The organism is Shinella zoogloeoides (assembly GCF_022682305.1).
Taxonomy (GTDB): domain Bacteria; phylum Pseudomonadota; class Alphaproteobacteria; order Rhizobiales; family Rhizobiaceae; genus Shinella; species Shinella zoogloeoides_B.
The window spans coordinates 3,546,353-3,561,995 of sequence record NZ_CP093528.1; the positions used below are offsets into that span (position 1 = coordinate 3,546,353).

Consider the following 15,643-nt stretch of genomic DNA (forward strand, 5'->3'; position numbering starts at 1 on the left):
CTCACAGGTCGATGCCGTCATTGGGATCGAGCGAAGCCTGCCGCGCGACCTGCCGCATAAGCCGGTTCATCCGGCTGTTGCGAACGGTATCGTCCTCGCTGTCGTCGCCGGGATCGCCGCCGAACTCGTTGTCGATCGGCTCCTTTTTCTCGACGGTTTTGACGCGGCTGAGTTCAGGCTGGTGCCGCCGCTCGGATTCGGTCGGATCGTCGTCATCCTCGCCAACGCCGGAGACCGGGGTCAGATCGACCTCCGGCCGCTGCGGCAGGGGCAGGCTGCTCCAGTCGTCCGGCTCGACATTCTCGGAGACCAGCGCCGGGGGCGGCAGGACCCTTTCCTGAAAACGCGGGTCCTCGAAGTAGCGGGCCTTCTTCGCCCGGATCGGCGGCGTGCCCGCCACCATGACGATTTCGTCGGCGGGCGGAAGCTGCATGATCTCGCCGGGCGTGAGGAGCGGTCGCGCCGTCTCCGAGCGCGACACCATCAGGTGGCCGAGCCAAGGGCTCAACCTGTGCCCGGCATAATTCTTCATCGCCCGCATCTCGGTCGCCGTGCCGAGCGCGTCGGAGACACGCTTGGCCGTCCGCTCGTCATTCGTGGCGAAGGCGACGCGGACATGGCAGTTGTCGAGGATCGAATTGTTCGGCCCGTAGGCTTTCTCGATCTGGTTCAGCGACTGCGCGATCAGGAAGCTCTTCAGCCCGTATCCCGCCATGAAGGCTAACGCACTCTCAAAAAAATCCAGCCGGCCGAGTGCGGGAAACTCGTCGAGCATGAGGAGCAGACGATGGCGATCGCCCCTCGTCTCCAGCTCCTCGGTGAGCCGGCGGCCGATCTGGTTGAGGATCAACCGGATCAGCGGCTTGGTCCGGTTGATGTCGGAAGGCGGGACCACGAGATAGAGCGTCGTCGGGCGCGCAGCGCCGACGATATCGCCGATCCGCCAGTCGCAGCGGCGCGTCACCTCGGCCACGACCGGATCGCGGTAGAGGCCGAGGAACGACATCGCGGTGGAGAGCACACCCGAGCGTTCGTTATCGGATTTGTTGAGCAGCTCGCGCGCCGCGCTGGCGACGACAGGGTGCGGCCCGGCCTCGCCCAGATGCGCCGTTCGCATCATCGCGTCGAGCGTGGCTTCGATCGTCCGCTTCGGATCGGAGAGAAAGGCGGCGACACCGGCGAGCGTCTTGTCCTTCTCGGCATAGAGGACATGGAGGATCGCGCCGACCAGAAGCGCGTGGCTGGTCTTCTCCCAGTGGTTCCGCTTCTCCAGCGAGCCCTCCGGGTCGACGAGAATGTCGGCGATGTTCTGGACGTCGCGGACCTCCCACTGGCCCTTTCGCACCTCGAGCAGAGGATTGTAGGCCGAGGAGCGCGCATTGGTCGGATCGAACAGGAGGACGCGGCCGTGCCGCGAACGGAAGCCGGCGGTCAGGCTCCAGTTCTCGCCCTTGATGTCGTGGACGACGCAGCTTCCCGGCCAGGTCAGCAGGGTCGGCACGACGAGGCCGACGCCCTTGCCGGATCGGGTCGGGGCGAAACACATGACATGCTCCGGCCCGTCATGGCGCAGATAGGAGCGATCCATCCGGCCGAGCACCACGCCATCCGGGTCGAGAAGACGCGCGGCGGTGATCTCCTCCGGCCGCGCCCATCGCGCCGAGCCGAAGGTTTCGACCTCCTTGTTCTCGCGCGCCCGCCAGACCGACATGCCGATGGCAACGGCGATGGCGATGAAGCCGCCTGATGCCGCGACGAGGCCGCCTTCCATGAAAACGGACGGCGCATAGGCGTCGTAGAAGTACCACCACAGGAAGAAGGACGGCGGATAGTAGACCGGCCATCCGGCGAGTTCGAACCAGGGCGCGCCGAGCTGCGCCTGAAACCCGAGCCGCCACGCGGTCCATTGCGTCGCCGTCCATGTCGTCGCAAGGACGATCAGGAAGACGGTGAGGATCTGGCCCCAGAGGATTTTCGTGGCGGACATTGCGGGGTCCTTTCTTGGAAGGGTGTGATGGTCAAAGGCCGAGCCCGCGCTTGCGGCCGAACGACCAGTCGACGCCGCCGTCCCCGCGCGCGACGCCGGAGACGTGCTTGGCGAGCTGCTTTTCGAGCGAGGGCGACCAGGGCACGAGCTGGAAACCGAGGCCGTCGTCGATCATGGCGAAGCGGCCGGAGGCGAGCGTGAAGCGCTGGCGATAGGTCCCGGCGACGTATTCGCCGCTGGCGGAATGGTTGAACGCGCGACCCGTCTGCGCGGCGATCTGGCCGCCGAGCGCGTCGACCTCGCGCTGGCGCAAGGTTCGCAGGAGATTGCGGTTGAATATCACGCTGCGGCCGTGCCGCTCGGCAAAGCCCTGCTCGATCAGGCGCTCGGCGCGGCGGTCGAGCGCGTCGCGCACCTCCGCGCCGAAGCCGCCCTCCGAGAGCGACGCCGGCTCGCGGGCAATGTTCTGCCGGTCGAGCCAGGTCGCGCCGGTCGCCGAGACCTGCCGGCCGATGTCGAGGTCGGAGCGGACGGCGAGCGCGACGCGGCGGCGCCCCTGGGCGTCGTCGAACTTCCGCAGCTCGACGATAGACCCCGGCGCGCTGTCGCCGGTCGAGTCGAGATCGGGGAACTTGATGTGATGGGTGCGGCCGTCGACGCCATCGACCACGGCATAGGCCGTGCCTTTCAGCTCGTCATCCAGGCCGCGCTCGACCAGCCGGCCGACGATCGGGTCGTCAAGGCTCTCGGCCGCGAGCACATAGCTCGCCGTGCCACGCTCGATGCCGCGTTCGGCGAGCGCACGGTGCATGCGCTTGATGATGTCGCCGCGCTCTCCGAGTTCGCGCAGCGTCGGCTCGGCCTTGTCCGAGATCGTCCACTGGCCGGGGCCGATCTCTTCGGCGAGGCCGAGGGATTCGAGCTTGCGCAGCCGGCCGACCTTGAGCGGGAGATATTCGTCGGGCTGGCGGTCGGGATGCGGCGCGACGTCGATGACGCCGGTGCGATAGCCGTCGCGCGCGAGCTGCCGGTCGAGATCGGTCCAGCGCTCGGCCTCGACCTGCCGCTCCAGATGGCCGCGGATTTCGAGATCGCTGCGCAGGCCGAGGTCCTGCGTCACGAGATCCTGCGCGCGTGCTCGCATCCCCTCCTTGATGTAGTCGCGGGCGATCACGAGGTCCTGCCCGTCGTCCGTGCGGCCGCGCAGGATGATGTGGACGTGCGGGTTGTCGGTGTTCCAGTGATCGACGCCGACCCAATCGAGCTTCGTGCCGAGGTCCTTTTCCATCTGGCTCATGAGATCGCGGGCGAAGTCCCTCAGATCGGTCATGCGCCCGGCGTCTTCGGGTGAGACGATGAAGCGGAAGTGGTGCCGGTCGTCCTCGCAGCGCTCGGCGAAGTCGCGGGCGTCCACCTCGTCCAGCTCGGCGCCGAACAGGCGGGCCTTCTCGCCGTCGCGGGTCACGCCGTCACGCTGGAGATATTTGAGATGGGCGGCGAGCGGAGCGGCGCGCGCCGAGTGCCGGACCACGCGGGTCTTGATCACCACGTTGCGCGAGCGGCGCGTGAGCACGCGGTTCGCCTGCACGCTGGCGCGCCGGCCGCGCCCGAACTGCGAGCGGTTGCCGGGCGTGATCCGGCCGGAGCGCGAGACGCGCCCGCCGGCCTTCTGCGCGGCAGCGAGCGCCTGAGCGATGAACGGTCTGGCGCGCTGCGCCTTCGAAGAGCGGATGCGGCCAGGGCGGATGCGGAAATCGTCGTCGGCGCTCATGACATGAGCCCCGCACATCGCGGCAAGTCATGGAAAAGACGGCGAAAGCCGGAAAATCGCGAGGTTCGCCAGAACCGCGCACATCGCGCAGACGGCGCGTAACCCCTTGAAAAACCACAACCGAAATCAAGCGCACCTCGCGCCTTTTTATCTCGCCATCGTCCGGTTGTGGTTCTGCACCTCCCCCACCACACCGCCGATCCTCGCCGGTTGCACGCTACGCCGACCGAGTCCGCGAACGCCGTCATCTTGGACCTCCAGCGCCGGAACGGGCGATGAAGAGGTCGCCGGACTGCGGTGCGACGACAGGCTGACCGCGCGCCGGAAGGGAGGCGGACGCATCGCTGGGCGCGCCGGCGAAGAGCGGCGAATCCCGCCATCCGCGGGGCTTGCCCCGCAGCATGGCGTCGGCGCGGACGTCGGCTTTCACGCCGATCGCCGGCAGGATTGCGGCGACATAGGCGCGTGTTTCGGCGGGCAGCGCACGGCCCGTCGCGAGATACTCGTCGAGCCGCGCCGGCCCGGCATTGTAGGCCGCGAGCATCGCCGCAGCATTGCCGTAGCGGTCGAGCATCTCGCGCAAGTAGGCCGTGCCCGCGAGGATGTTGTCGCGCGGAGCGAACGGGTCGCGGCCGAGACCATAGCGACCGCGCAGCTCGGCCCAGGTCGCGGGCATGATCTGCATCAGGCCCATCGCACCGGCCGGGGACACGGCGCGCATGTCGCCGGCGCTTTCGGCGCGCTTTACCGCGACGATCCACGCCTGCGGAATGGCGAAGCGTCGCGACGCCTCGGCAACGTGGGCGGCATGCGGATCGGCGGCCGCGTTGCGCGCCGGCTGCACGGTCTGCGCGTAAGCCGGGAACGCCGAGGGCGCGGCGAAGATCAGGCCGGAAAGAAGAAGGAGGAGTGCTGGGCGTCGGGCGGCGGAAGGTGGTCCGACGCTGGCGGAAGGTTGGACCGGCACCATTCAGTCCTCCGCCCGCTTCTTCTTCGAGGGAGTGACGTGCAGGCCCCAGACCGTCTCGTCGTCGGGGTCGCGGAAGAGATTGGCGCGCAGAATGCCGCCAAAGAGCGGGCTGTAGAGGTCGACGGAGACGAACTCGCCAGCGCGTTCGCCGACATGCGACCAGCCCGCGCCAATGTCGAGACCGTCCTGATCGCCGAGCAGGATGCGGTATTGCGGCGCGTTCTCGGTCTCCAATGGTTCGGCTGGAACGAAAGTGAGCGGCTCGTCGATGCCGAGCGCGCGGAAGCGCCCTTCGAAGCCGGTTTCTGTGCGGGTGAAGTGGCCGAGATGCGCCATGGTTTTCGTCTCCTGTGCGTTGCGGTGAGGATGAAAGGAGCGCGTCGTCACCGCGTCGGCGCGCGCCAGACGAAGCGGCCATCGCCGTCGTCATCGGTGTAGAGAGGCATCGCGCGGCCGATGACCGCCGAGGCGGGAAGCGCGCCGAAGTAGCGGCCATCGAGGCTGTCGCGGACGTCGTTCATGAGGAAGAGTTCGCCGTCGCCGATCACCCGGCAGCCCTGCCAGGCGGGCAGGTCGCGGCCCATACGGTCGCGCTCCAGCGCCTCGCCCATCTCCACCGCGTCGACCGTGATGGTGCGCCCGGTGCGGCAGACCCTTTGCCCCGGCAGGCCGAGCACGCGCTTGAGGAGCGGCACGCCGCGACCGACATAGCCGCGCGCGACCATGAAGCTCGCGAGCGGCTCGGGCGGCAGCACGGCGACCAGATCCGGTACTTCCAGGGCAACGGCGGGCTCGACCGTGTAGAATCCGACTGGCGCGCTGGCGGTCGCGTTCCAGATCAGCCGTGTCGGCGCCGGGACGATCGCCGCCGCGACCGCGCCCGTGGCCGCGAGGCACGTCACGACGGCGTAGCCGAGGCGGGTCATGGCTCCGCCCTCCGGCGCAGGAGAAACGCCTTGTGCCGGGTGACGGTGTAGGCGCGCGGTTCGTGACCCGCGGCGAGCCGGTTGTGGACGTGCCGCCAGTGGTCGGGCGAAACCTCGGCGGGATCGATGCCCTGCGCCTCGATCGCGTCGACGATCTGGAGCACGCGCTCAACCTTCGGCCAGCCGTCGATCTTGAGCAGGATGTCGCCGCCGGGCCGCACGAATGGCAGCGTCTGGAACGGCTCGCCTCGGTCGACGGCGCGCACGATGTCGACGCGCGAGATGATCGTGCCGTGCTCGTTGGCGGCCCAGCGCACGAGGCAGAAGATCGTCTCGGGCGCGAAGCCGACGAGCCTGCGGCGGCGGTCGAGCTTCTGCTCGTAGCTCTCCTGGCCGAACCTGATCCAGCACTCGATCCGCTTCTCGATCCAGGTGAGTTCGACGAGCGTGGTGAAGGGCGCCGGTCCGTTCGGCAGCGGACGGCCGCGCAAGCGGTAGGCCGCATTGCCGGTCATGGCATGTCTCCTTGGCGGTCGGGAAATTCGCGTTCGAGCAGCTCGCGGAGCATGTCGGACGCCGTGACGCCGCGCCGGAAGGCGGCGATCTTGATGCGGCCGCGCAGCTCGGGCGTGATGTCGATGGTGAGGCGCGCGGTGAAGGCGGCGGCATCGCCACTGCGCGCGGGCGGCGTCTCGCCAGCCTTGATCCAGCCTTCGGCGTCGCCGGGCCGGGAGGCGAAGCCGCGCTTTTCCGTGCGGACCGTCATGGCGCGGCTCCCGCGTCGAATGGCAGCACGGAGGCGATGCGCGCGCGGGCACGCTCGGCCATGGCGGCGTCGATCTCGCAGCCGAGATAGCGGCGGCCGGAAAGCCGGCAGGCTTCGCCCGCCGCGCCCGAACCGGCGAACCAGTCGCCGACCAGGCCGCCAGGAGGGCAGCTCGTGCGGATCAGAATTTCGAGAAGCGCGGACGGCTTCTCGGTCGGATGGATGGCGCGGCCATGCGCGTTGCGCACGTAGATGACCGAGCGCATAAGGCGCGGCCCGCCGTCCTGGCTGACATAGTGGCCGGCGTCGATCTGGCCGGTATGGGGCGGCCGCTTCTTTCGCCGCACCGTGCGCGCCAGCGCGTCCGGGGTCGTCTGGACATCGTTGTAGACGTCGCGCCAAGGCGTCTCGGCGGGATAGAACTGAACGGCCAGCTCATGCACCCGCTTGAAGCGGTCGGCATGGAAGCTGGAGCCGTTCTGCTTCTCCCAGACGATCTCCTGCGCGATGCGAAAGCCTGCATCCGCGAACCGGATCGCCGTGACCATGAAGCTGCGCAGCGACCCGAACACCCACAAAGAGCCGGTGGGCTTGAGGGCGGACCGCGCGAGCGGAAGCCAGCCTTCGACGCGACGGTCCCAGGCGAGCGATGTGTCGCCGTAGGGCGGATCGGCGAGGATCATGTCGAACGGGCCGCGCGCCGGCATCAGGTCGCGGCAATCGCCGGCCAGGAGGGTTTCGGAAAGCACCGTCATGGCGCGGTCCTCCCGACGCCGAGCCGCGCGATCTCGGCCGCCAGCGCCGAGATCTCGCGCGCTGCGGGGCTGTCGGCGGCGATCTCGCAGGCGAGCCGTCCGGTCTGCGCGGCGTCGGCGAAGATGACGCGCTGGCCGATCGTCGTGGCGAGCACCGGCGGATCGTGCTCGGCCAGCGTCTCGGCCGTCTCGCGGGCGATCACCGTGCGGGCGGCGCAGCGGTTGAGGACGAAGCGGGCGGCGAGCTGAGGCCGGTAGATGCGCGCCTCCGTCAGGAGCGCCAGCATCTCCGCCGAGGCCCAGCCGTCGAGCGGCGACGGTTGCACCGGCATCAGCACGAGGTCGGCGGCGAGCAGCGCGGAGCGCATGAGCCCGGCGACACGGGGCGGTCCGTCGATGACGATGTGGTCGGCGTCGCGGGCGAGTTCCGGAGCTTCGCGATGCAGCGTGTCGCGGGCGAGGCCCACGACGCCGAAGGCGCGTGGCAGGCCCTCTCGCCCGCGCTGCTGCGACCAGTCGAGGGCGGAGCCCTGCGGGTCGGCGTCGATCAGGGTGACGCGCTTGCCGCGCCGCGCCCATTCGCCGGCGAGATGGAGGGCGAGCGTCGTCTTGCCGACGCCGCCCTTCTGGTTGAGCACGGCGACGATCATGAGTGCCCTCCAGGCTTGCGGGATCGGGGCAGCGTCGGCGCGTTTGAAGTATCGTCGGCCGTAAGGGAGGATTTACGGAAAGACGTAACCGGACTAGCCTGCGGCCCATGTCCGGGCTTTGTCTTGGCGACGCCGGCATCGAGACTTTTGGCGGCGCTGCGGATGAGGTTTTCCACATCGCGCGCGCGCTCAGAAAGGTTAGATTCTCTATTAGACTCTAAGTTAAGGCCCGGAATCGTCGTTTCGGGCCAGAGGCTTAACTGCGGTGCGTGCGTGCGAAGTCCCGATACCGTTTGCGTGCGAAATCCCGATAGCGCTGCGTGCGAAGTCCCGATCGCATCCACAGCCTTGTCCACAGGGGCCGTCGACTGGCTGGCGGGCACGATCCTGAGCAGTTCGCGGCGCCCCTCCCGCTCGATGCGCAGGCGGTAGCCTGGCAGCGGCTGGCGCAGGGCGATGCGCCGGAGGTGGAGCGCGAAGTCGGAGACGCGCGCCAGGCTGCCGGACTTCTCATGGAGGTGCGGAACGTCGAACAGCCAGCCGCCGGGCTGCCGTCCGGCGTGCTTGCGGGCGACGCGGTAGAGCCAGCGCTCGATACCGCCGCTCAATCGGAAGTAGGCCGGATCGATGGTGAGGACCAGCGAGCGGTCGACGACGCCCCGGTAGAACCAGTCCGGCAGGACGAACTCCATGCCCTCGACGCGGCCGTCGGCGCGGGAAAGTTCCTCCCACTCGTTTATCCATGAGAACTGGTGCCGCCGCCAGTTCTCGCCCTGACGGATGTTGGTGCGGATGACCGTGGACTGGAGCCGCGAGAGTGCGCCCTTGAGGAGCTTGTAGTCGCGCGCGCCGGTCTCGCGGCCGATCGCGGTGAGAAGCTGATAGGGGGTGAAGCGCAGGAAGCGCGAGGTTCGAAGGCCGAGATTCTCGGCTTCGACGATCTGGCTCGCGGCCCAGATCAGGACGTCGGCGTCCCAGATGGTCGCCATGCCGTGCTCCTGCACGGCAAGGACCTCGACGCGCACGTCGCCGGCCTCGTAGAGGATCGGCACGACGCGCTTGGCCTTGGCCAGCGAGAAGAACGGCCGTTCCATGAGATCGCGCTGGTCGCGCGGCTTCGCATCGCCTGTCGCGACGACGAAGGGATCGAGCGTGTTGCGTTCGCTGGGGGCTATGAGGCGGCGGCGCTGCATGCCGGGTCCACCTCAGCGATGCCGCCGCACGCCATTGTAGGCGGGCGACACCAGGGATGCATGGCGCTTGGCAGGCAAGACCGAGCCGCGTGGATCGGCGGTCGAGGTGACAGCGCCCCGCTCGGCCCAGGCTTTGAGGTCCTCGATCGCGTAGACGACGCGGCCGCCGAGCTTGCGATAGGCCGGGCCGGTGCCGTAGGTGCGATGCTTTTCGAGGGTCCGGCCAGACAGGCCGAGGTATAGCGCGGCCTCGGGCGTGCGAAGATAGCGTGGCGGCAGGTCGGAAATGTCGGGCGTCATGATCGGGCCTCCGTGGGGTTCGCGAGACCGCTGATGGTCAGCGGCGGTCGAAGGCCACGGTGGCGAAGAAGCAACGGCAGGGGGGAGTGCGAAGATGGCGATGCTAAAATCGCACCCCCTGGCCCGACGCCGGATTATTTGCGCCGGCGCCGGCGCAGGAGGCTGAGATAGCCGCCCTCGATCATGGAGAAGGCGTCTTTGACGAGATCCATGACGGCATCGCGCAGGGCCGACGTCTTCCAGGGTTCGTCGGCGATCCGCGCTTGTCCGTAGATGACGCCCGCGATCTCTCGGTAGGTCGCGCCGTTCATGCGGCCATCGACAGCCTGGAGCATGTGCCGCGCCCGCCGGCGTTGCTGGCGGGTCAGACGCCGGTCGTCCGGCACGCGCCGCCGCAACAGCCGGCTGAACAGGCGTTGGACGGCATCGGCGCGGTCGAGTCCGTCCGTATCGATCGGAATGACGATCGAGAGCGGCCCGCCGGCGTCAGCGCCGGAAAGGCGTACGAGATTGAGGTAGCGGCCGCCACCGAGGTCGAACCGGAAATACTCGCCGTCGCCGCTCGCTCGGGCCTCGGCCGATCCGAGAGCGGCCGAGAGATCAAGTCCGCCGGAAAGGATGGGCGGCGTGGCGGCGAGGACGAGAGCGCCGGTGTCGTGGCCGGGCAGCCAGAATACCGGCGTTTCAACGGCCGAGAGGCCGGGCCGGACGGGGAAAGCAAAGCCCCCAGTTGTTGATCAGGTCAACGGTGGCGGGCGTATCGTCGTCCGCCGCGTCGGCCACGGCCCTGTAGTCGCCCTGATACTTCGCATTGCGGCGAAGCCACTCCCAGGCGATGTCAGGGGAGTCGATGTCGTCGAGGAAGTCGTAGGTGGAGGAAGATCGCCACTGCGATATGTCGGGTATCATCGCCTCCTCCTCGCAGTCGTAGAATTAGGGCGTGCAGAGGAGCGATGATTACAATTGCCGCTTGCTCGCGGAAGCCCGATCGCTGGCAACGGATGTTGCCGCGCAGGCATCACGGTGATCGCCTATTTCCGGTATCCTTCGCGCACGAGATGGCGATAGCCCTGCTCGGTCAGCCAGCGCGCCCGCGCCAGGTGGGTGTCGTAGACGCGCCGCGCGCGTTCAGGCTCGCGGTCCGCGTCGAGGCCGAACAGGATCGAGACCGCCTCCCGCCAGCACGCGCCGTCCACAGCCGAGTCGTGCAGGCGGAAATAGCGCTTCATGTTCTTGCGGTCGTAGGGGGTCAGTTCCGGGCAATTCGGCGGTGCGTCGAGAAAGGCGTTGTCGGTCACGGCAGGGTCCGATCATGGCTGGTTCCCTGGGTTTGCGTTCCAGCGCGCCGCCAATGTGCCAGCCCGGCACGGCAGAATGACAAAGGAAGGTTTGCTTCAGAAGGGAATAGCGGCATCAGTATTCTTTGCGGTGCTGTTGTTTCGGCCGAACAAGCATCAAGCCCTCACCCTGATCGGTGCTCAGAAACATGATGCCGTTGTTTTCGAGAGCCCGGCGCACCTGATCCCGCGTGCTTTCGTAGACCTTGAGGCCGCTCTCGGACTCAAGGCGCTTGAGCGCGGTCAGGGAAACCTGGGCCTTGTCAGCGAGCGTCTCCTGCGTCCATCCAAGCAACGCGCGCGCGGCCCGCGACTGTCGGGCGGTGATCATGCATGATCACCTCCTACAGCCACGAATGCGCACGCCAGAACTACGACTAATTTAGTCGCTCTTGGCAAAAAGGGCCAGCGATAATCGAATGAGATTAACGGATTCTCTGGGGGTTAGGCAGAACTGATTCGGTCGCCGCGCGGCACGCTCGCCAGGTCTGTGGCGTCCTCCCGGCGAGGAGCCGGAAAGGGGGGCGAGCGCCCCCTGGCCGGATCAGGCGAACGGGTCGATCTCCCCGACGATCGCATCCTCGTCGCCGTCATATTCGGCGAAGGGCATCACAGCCATCGTGCCGTCCCCGGCCCGGAAGATGACGATGGAGACCATCAAGGTAGAGGCGAGGCTGAAGGCGTAGGCGCTTGCGTCTGGAAGGGACATTTCTCGGCTCCTGTGCGGGAGCGGGACCATCCCCGCTCGACAGGCTCCCGAAATGTTTCGGAATGGCCGCGATCACCTTGCAGGCTGTGCCGGCAAAGGCCGCACGCATAGCGTAGCGGACCCTTCACGGGTTGATCGTGGAAGGGCATGGCGAAACCAGAGTGGAGCACTCAAGAGCGGGGTGGCGTCCGACCGCGAGCCTCGAACGCCTTCCAGATGCGAGCGCCAGGCCGAGCACGCGACGGGTGATCGGGCACCCCACTCGGTCCGGCGTCGGCAACGAAGCTGCGCACCCGCGGTTCTGCCGGACGGATTCGCGCCGTCTCGGCGAATGATCAATGCCAAAGTTGCGTTCCCCTTCGCTGAGGCGGTCCGCTCAGGGCGCAGCGGAAAACGGCGTCCGGGAGAGGGAAAGGGGTTTGGGGAAAGGGAGGAGGGAACCGTCCCCTTTCCCCATGGGAGGATGTTTGAAGGAGGGGCTTGCCCTTCCTTCATGGGGAGAGCGCGAGAGGGGGCAAGGCCCTCTTTTCGCAAGCAAAGGCGGCCGGTCGAACCGGCGGCCTTTGCTCCCGGCTCAACGGAAAGGCGACAGGTGGCCGAAGCCGCCTGTCGCCTGATGACGTCATCCGTCCTGCTCTTCGTCCTCGAAGGCGGGATCGGTGGTGTAGGTGTTGAACCGGATGCCGGTCTCGGCGGCGATCTGGCGCAGGATGGCGCAAAGGCCGTTCAGGCGGTTGTCGCCGATTTCGACGCGCGGCGGAGGGAAACCGTCGAGGAAGCGCCACGTCCCGGTACGGCTGTCGTAGTATTCCTTCGTGGCCCAATCGACGTGAACCTCGCAATGAAGAAGATCGATGCCGTCCGGTTCACGCCAATTGTAGGTGAGATCCTGCCCGGCGCCCCAGATCTGCTCGCCGAGATCGTCTGCATCGGGGCCATCGGGGTTCAGCGCCAGCGCATGCTGAGCGGCGAGCGTCCCGCGCGCCAGGTCGATGAGCTGGTCGAGCTTGGCCACCAGCCTGTCGTGAGCGCCGCGGCTGAAATCGTCGTCGCAGGCAAGCCGGTTGGCAAGCACCATGATGCGGAAGCCTGCGAACTTCGCATAGAGTTCGACATAGTGGAAATCAGACATATCAAGTCTCCTTTCGTTTCTGACGAAAGGTGTCCACGCCTCAAGCACAGAGGGGTCAGGGACCGCGGAACGCGGCCGCCGTGCGGCAAGCGGAGGAACCGATTTTGTGGAGTCGGCCTCTGGCCGGCGGAGGAAAATTGGAGGGACCGCGCAGTCCTTGACGCCGGATGGGCTGGCGTACAATGCGTAGTCAGAGAGAGATAGCCCGCGGCCCCGACAAGGGGCCGTGTCCGTATGGGCCGGGGTGGTTTGGAGGGGGTGTCGCACCCCCTTCATGGGTGGGGGAGCTGGAGGGGGCGGGGCTCTGCCCTGCCCCTTCCGGGGAGAGCTTGAGAGGGGTGGCTTGCCCCCCTTTCATCAGCAAGGTCGAGCGGTCGATCCGCTCGGCTTTGCAGCCAGGACATCGCAAAGGCGGCAGGCGGCTGCCGCCGCCCGCCGCCTCTCCGGCACTATCGGTATCTTTCGTTTCTGATAGGGGTCTCGTAGATCGCGGGTTCGAGGCCCGCCGCCCCGTCCGGCCCGATGCAGTCGTAGTAGAGATAGGTGGTGAAGCGGATGCCGGTATCGGCCGCGATCCGCCGGATGATCTCGCCGAGACCGAGGAGGTGCTCGTCGCTGACGGTGAAGCTCTTCGGGATCGGACGAGGGCACCACATTTCCGCGACCGGATCTCTGTAGCCGCCCCAGTCCATCTCCGGATCGATGCAATCCAGGAGATGCCAGGGATAGAAGCCACCTCCGCTGGTTTCGAGATCGCCGACGCAGAAGTCGATGGTCATCTCCAGAGCCTCGCGCGCGGCCGGATCGGTCTCGGTCCGAAGCAACGCTTCCGCCCGATGGCCTTCCCGGCAGAACCCGGCAAGCTGCTCGAGCGCATCGGCGAGCCGGTCATGGACGACCTCGGCAAAGCGTGTGTCGCACTCGGCGCGGTTCGCACGAACCTGATTTTCGAAGGCGATGAACTTCGCGTGGAAGTCGAGGAAATCGAGCTTGGACATTCTAAGTCTCCTTTCGTTTCTGACGAAAGGTGTCCACGCCTCAGCACAGAGGGGTCAGGGAACGCGGAACGCGGCCGCCGTGCGGCAAGCGGAGGAACCGATTTTCTGATCCGGGCCTAGCAAGGAACGGAGTCGAAAATTGGAGGGGCCGCGCAGTCCTTGACGCCGGATGGGCTGGCGTACAATGCGCAGTCAGAGAGAGATAGCCCGCGGCCCCGACAAGGGGCCGCGTCCGTATGGGCCGGGGTGGTTTGGAGGGGGTGTCGCACCCCCTTCATGGGTGGGGGAGCTGGAGGGTGCGGGGCTTTGCCCTGACCCTTCGGGGTGAGTTTGAGAGGGGCGGCTCCGCCCCCCTTTCATCAGGGGAGCATCGGGCCAAAAAGTGGATGCCGGTTTTTGGACCTGCCCGATGCCCCGGCGAAGACCTCGGATCGCCGCGCGGCAGCGCGGGGGGCCGGGCCGGTAAATCTTCCGGCGGCGCGATCGGTCGCGAACATGGAGAAACCCGGCGGCTTGCGCCGCCGGGCCGTGGGGCTCCCGCTCAGAACGGTAATAGAGAGTCCAAATTGCAAACTGAGAGAGAGAGACCCGGTAAAGCAGGGTTTCCAGCGTACTTCTTTGGCACTCACTCCTCAAATTTGTAAACTTCGCTCTCATTGGTGACCCGCATTCGCCTCCTATGTTTACAATTCTCGCGTCAAATTAATAACGTGGCAATGGTCTGATAGGGAGGCGTCACGAATTAATTGTAGGCAGTGTTTCGACCGGACCTTCCAAGGACACGCCGTATCCGCTCAATTCCATGGCCCCTTCCAGTGCGGCCCGGGAACGGTTTCGTCTTCGGGTGACACGAGCATATGCCCGGGAAGTGGAGACTTTGTGCCGTGCTTCCCCACCCGATATGGCGCCATCGTCTCAGTCATCGCCCAAGACTCGTCGCGGCGCGTGGTGTCCTCGGGTATGAAATGATTTGCGTACACCCAACGCAGATGCGAGGTCGTGGGCTGGAATGATCGCGCCTGCGAGCGATTTTGCATATCCCGGAAAAAGTCGACGAACCTACCGGATTTACTTTCGATCCCAACGTGAATAACGCCAGGAATATCGGGAGGCAGCTGGCCCTCCGCATTTGCTAAGACGCGTCGGAAATGTCCTGCTTTGCGACGAGAAGCTTCTGCCGCAACGCCGCCCCAAACGACGACGCTAGCCTGGTAGATCGCGTCCGCGTATTCCGGCTTGTCGGCTCTTGGCCGCCATTTCGCAGCCATGCTGTAGTCCGCATCTTCCTCATATCGTCCTGTGAGAAGCTCGATCATCCGGCTGCCGCCGTAATAGACAAAATCATGGGCCATCACGCCACGTACGAGGCTCCATTCCACCGGCCGGACAATTCCTTTCGAGATTTCGTCGCTCCATGCCTGCGAAATCTTGCGTTTCAAGGCCCTATCGACCATGCGTACGAGATAGTCGTCCGGAATATCCGAAAGCTCGACGTTGTAGATCACCTCGACGACGTGGGATGAGTAGCGTTCGAGCATGAGGGTATGAACCGGCTCCGCGAGTTTCATCCCTGCCGCACGTTCACTCTTCGCATACGTCGATGGAACCATTCGCTTGCATTCAATAGCCCACCTTGTACGAGGCTTCGATGCCAAAAGGTCCGGCGTTCTCGCGATCCCCCTTTTCTCGGGCAGGAACTCCACATTTTTCCAGCCGTTGCGCTTCCACGCCAGACTGACGAGCAATTCGAAAAGCGCTCCGTCAGGCTGACTTTTATCCGAGGTCATCATCCGCGCTGCACGCTCTTCCGCACCTTTTACGGAAAGCATGAGCGGAAGCTCCTTCCCGATGCGGGTAAGATACGGCACGGCACGCATTATGCCCTCGGGGGCGACATACATCCGGTCCGTTGCGAACGATTCCGCCTGAAGAATATACCATGCGATCGTGTCGCTCTCGTCGAACAGAACGGAGCGTTCTCCATCTCTTTGGCGTTGCCTGGCTACTGCGAGGCGCGTTTTCGCAGCTTCGAGCCGCCGCTCTATTTCACGATGCGGTACCAGGCTCTTAAGCCATGCGACTGCCAGCATAAGCTCATCGTCACGCCAGTCGTGTCCGGTTAGCGGAGCGGTCCAATCAAGATTCCTAC

Annotated in this window: 19 protein-coding genes; all 19 read right to left on the bottom strand. The window is 66.3% G+C overall.

Annotated features, from left to right (window positions below; genetic code table 11):
• Window position 1 precedes the first annotated feature (1 nt).
• Window positions 2-1,987, bottom strand: coding sequence for a conjugal transfer protein TraG (locus MOE34_RS17660; RefSeq protein ID WP_242218784.1), 1,986 nt, complete (start codon window positions 1,985-1,987; stop codon window positions 2-4).
• A 31-nt stretch (window positions 1,988-2,018) separates the two neighbouring features.
• Window positions 2,019-3,758 (bottom strand): relaxase/mobilization nuclease domain-containing protein, encoded by a 1,740-nt coding sequence (locus MOE34_RS17665; protein WP_242218786.1) that lies wholly within the window; start codon window positions 3,756-3,758, stop codon window positions 2,019-2,021.
• A 244-nt stretch (window positions 3,759-4,002) separates the two neighbouring features.
• Window positions 4,003-4,728: a lytic transglycosylase domain-containing protein gene (locus MOE34_RS17670; protein WP_242218787.1), complete on the bottom strand. Its 726-nt coding sequence runs from the start codon at window positions 4,726-4,728 to the stop codon at window positions 4,003-4,005.
• Window positions 4,729-5,064, bottom strand: coding sequence for a DUF736 domain-containing protein (locus MOE34_RS17675; RefSeq protein WP_242218788.1), 336 nt, complete (start codon window positions 5,062-5,064; stop codon window positions 4,729-4,731). It abuts the gene before it with no gap.
• 47 nt (window positions 5,065-5,111) lie between these two features.
• Window positions 5,112-5,654 (bottom strand): S26 family signal peptidase, encoded by a 543-nt coding sequence (locus MOE34_RS17680; protein ID WP_003500095.1) that lies wholly within the window; start codon window positions 5,652-5,654, stop codon window positions 5,112-5,114.
• A complete protein-coding gene (locus MOE34_RS17685; protein ID WP_003500094.1) occupies window positions 5,651-6,169 on the bottom strand; it encodes a DUF2840 domain-containing protein in 519 nt (172 codons plus the stop codon). Before MOE34_RS17685 ends, MOE34_RS17680 begins: the two co-directional genes overlap by 4 nt.
• The gene (locus tag MOE34_RS17690) at window positions 6,166-6,420 is read right to left on the bottom strand and encodes a ribbon-helix-helix protein (RefSeq protein WP_003500093.1); all 255 of its coding nucleotides are present in this window, start codon (window positions 6,418-6,420) and stop codon (window positions 6,166-6,168) included. The genes MOE34_RS17685 and MOE34_RS17690 overlap by 4 nt, the downstream gene beginning before the upstream one ends.
• Window positions 6,417-7,175 carry a DNA-methyltransferase gene (locus MOE34_RS17695; protein WP_242218789.1) on the bottom strand — a complete coding sequence of 253 codons (759 nt, stop codon included), beginning with the start codon at window positions 7,173-7,175 and terminating at the stop codon, window positions 6,417-6,419. The genes MOE34_RS17690 and MOE34_RS17695 overlap by 4 nt, the downstream gene beginning before the upstream one ends.
• On the bottom strand, window positions 7,172-7,825 hold the full coding sequence (parA, locus tag MOE34_RS17700; RefSeq protein ID WP_242218790.1) for a ParA family partition ATPase: 654 nt from the start codon (window positions 7,823-7,825) through the stop codon (window positions 7,172-7,174). Before parA ends, MOE34_RS17695 begins: the two co-directional genes overlap by 4 nt.
• Entirely contained in the window at window positions 7,822-9,018 is a 1,197-nt protein-coding gene (locus MOE34_RS17705; RefSeq protein ID WP_242218791.1) for a replication initiator protein A, read from the bottom strand. The genes parA and MOE34_RS17705 overlap by 4 nt, the downstream gene beginning before the upstream one ends.
• Window positions 9,019-9,030: 12 nt before the next feature.
• Entirely contained in the window at window positions 9,031-9,318 is a 288-nt protein-coding gene (locus tag MOE34_RS17710; protein ID WP_242218792.1) for a helix-turn-helix transcriptional regulator, read from the bottom strand.
• 134 nt (window positions 9,319-9,452) lie between these two features.
• Window positions 9,453-9,986, bottom strand: coding sequence for a DUF2285 domain-containing protein (locus MOE34_RS25525; RefSeq protein ID WP_347342766.1), 534 nt, complete (start codon window positions 9,984-9,986; stop codon window positions 9,453-9,455).
• Window positions 9,987-10,002: 16 nt separating this feature from the next.
• Complete coding sequence (locus tag MOE34_RS17720) at window positions 10,003-10,227, bottom strand: transcriptional regulator domain-containing protein (RefSeq protein WP_242218794.1); 225 nt, start codon at window positions 10,225-10,227, stop codon at window positions 10,003-10,005.
• A 122-nt stretch (window positions 10,228-10,349) separates the two neighbouring features.
• On the bottom strand, window positions 10,350-10,616 hold the full coding sequence (locus MOE34_RS17725) for a DNA -binding domain-containing protein (RefSeq protein WP_242218796.1): 267 nt from the start codon (window positions 10,614-10,616) through the stop codon (window positions 10,350-10,352).
• A 115-nt stretch (window positions 10,617-10,731) separates the two neighbouring features.
• Window positions 10,732-10,986, bottom strand: a complete 255-nt coding sequence (locus MOE34_RS17730; protein WP_003500086.1) for a helix-turn-helix domain-containing protein — start codon at window positions 10,984-10,986, stop codon at window positions 10,732-10,734.
• A gap of 213 nt (window positions 10,987-11,199) precedes the next feature.
• Window positions 11,200-11,364 (bottom strand): hypothetical protein, encoded by a 165-nt coding sequence (locus MOE34_RS17735; protein ID WP_242218798.1) that lies wholly within the window; start codon window positions 11,362-11,364, stop codon window positions 11,200-11,202.
• 622 nt (window positions 11,365-11,986) lie between these two features.
• Complete coding sequence (locus tag MOE34_RS17740; protein WP_242218800.1) at window positions 11,987-12,496, bottom strand: hypothetical protein; 510 nt, start codon at window positions 12,494-12,496, stop codon at window positions 11,987-11,989.
• A 449-nt stretch (window positions 12,497-12,945) separates the two neighbouring features.
• Entirely contained in the window at window positions 12,946-13,494 is a 549-nt protein-coding gene (locus MOE34_RS17745) for a hypothetical protein (protein ID WP_242218802.1), read from the bottom strand.
• A 794-nt stretch (window positions 13,495-14,288) separates the two neighbouring features.
• Window positions 14,289-15,584, bottom strand: coding sequence for a hypothetical protein (locus tag MOE34_RS17750; RefSeq protein ID WP_242218804.1), 1,296 nt, complete (start codon window positions 15,582-15,584; stop codon window positions 14,289-14,291).
• Window positions 15,585-15,643 lie beyond the last annotated feature (59 nt).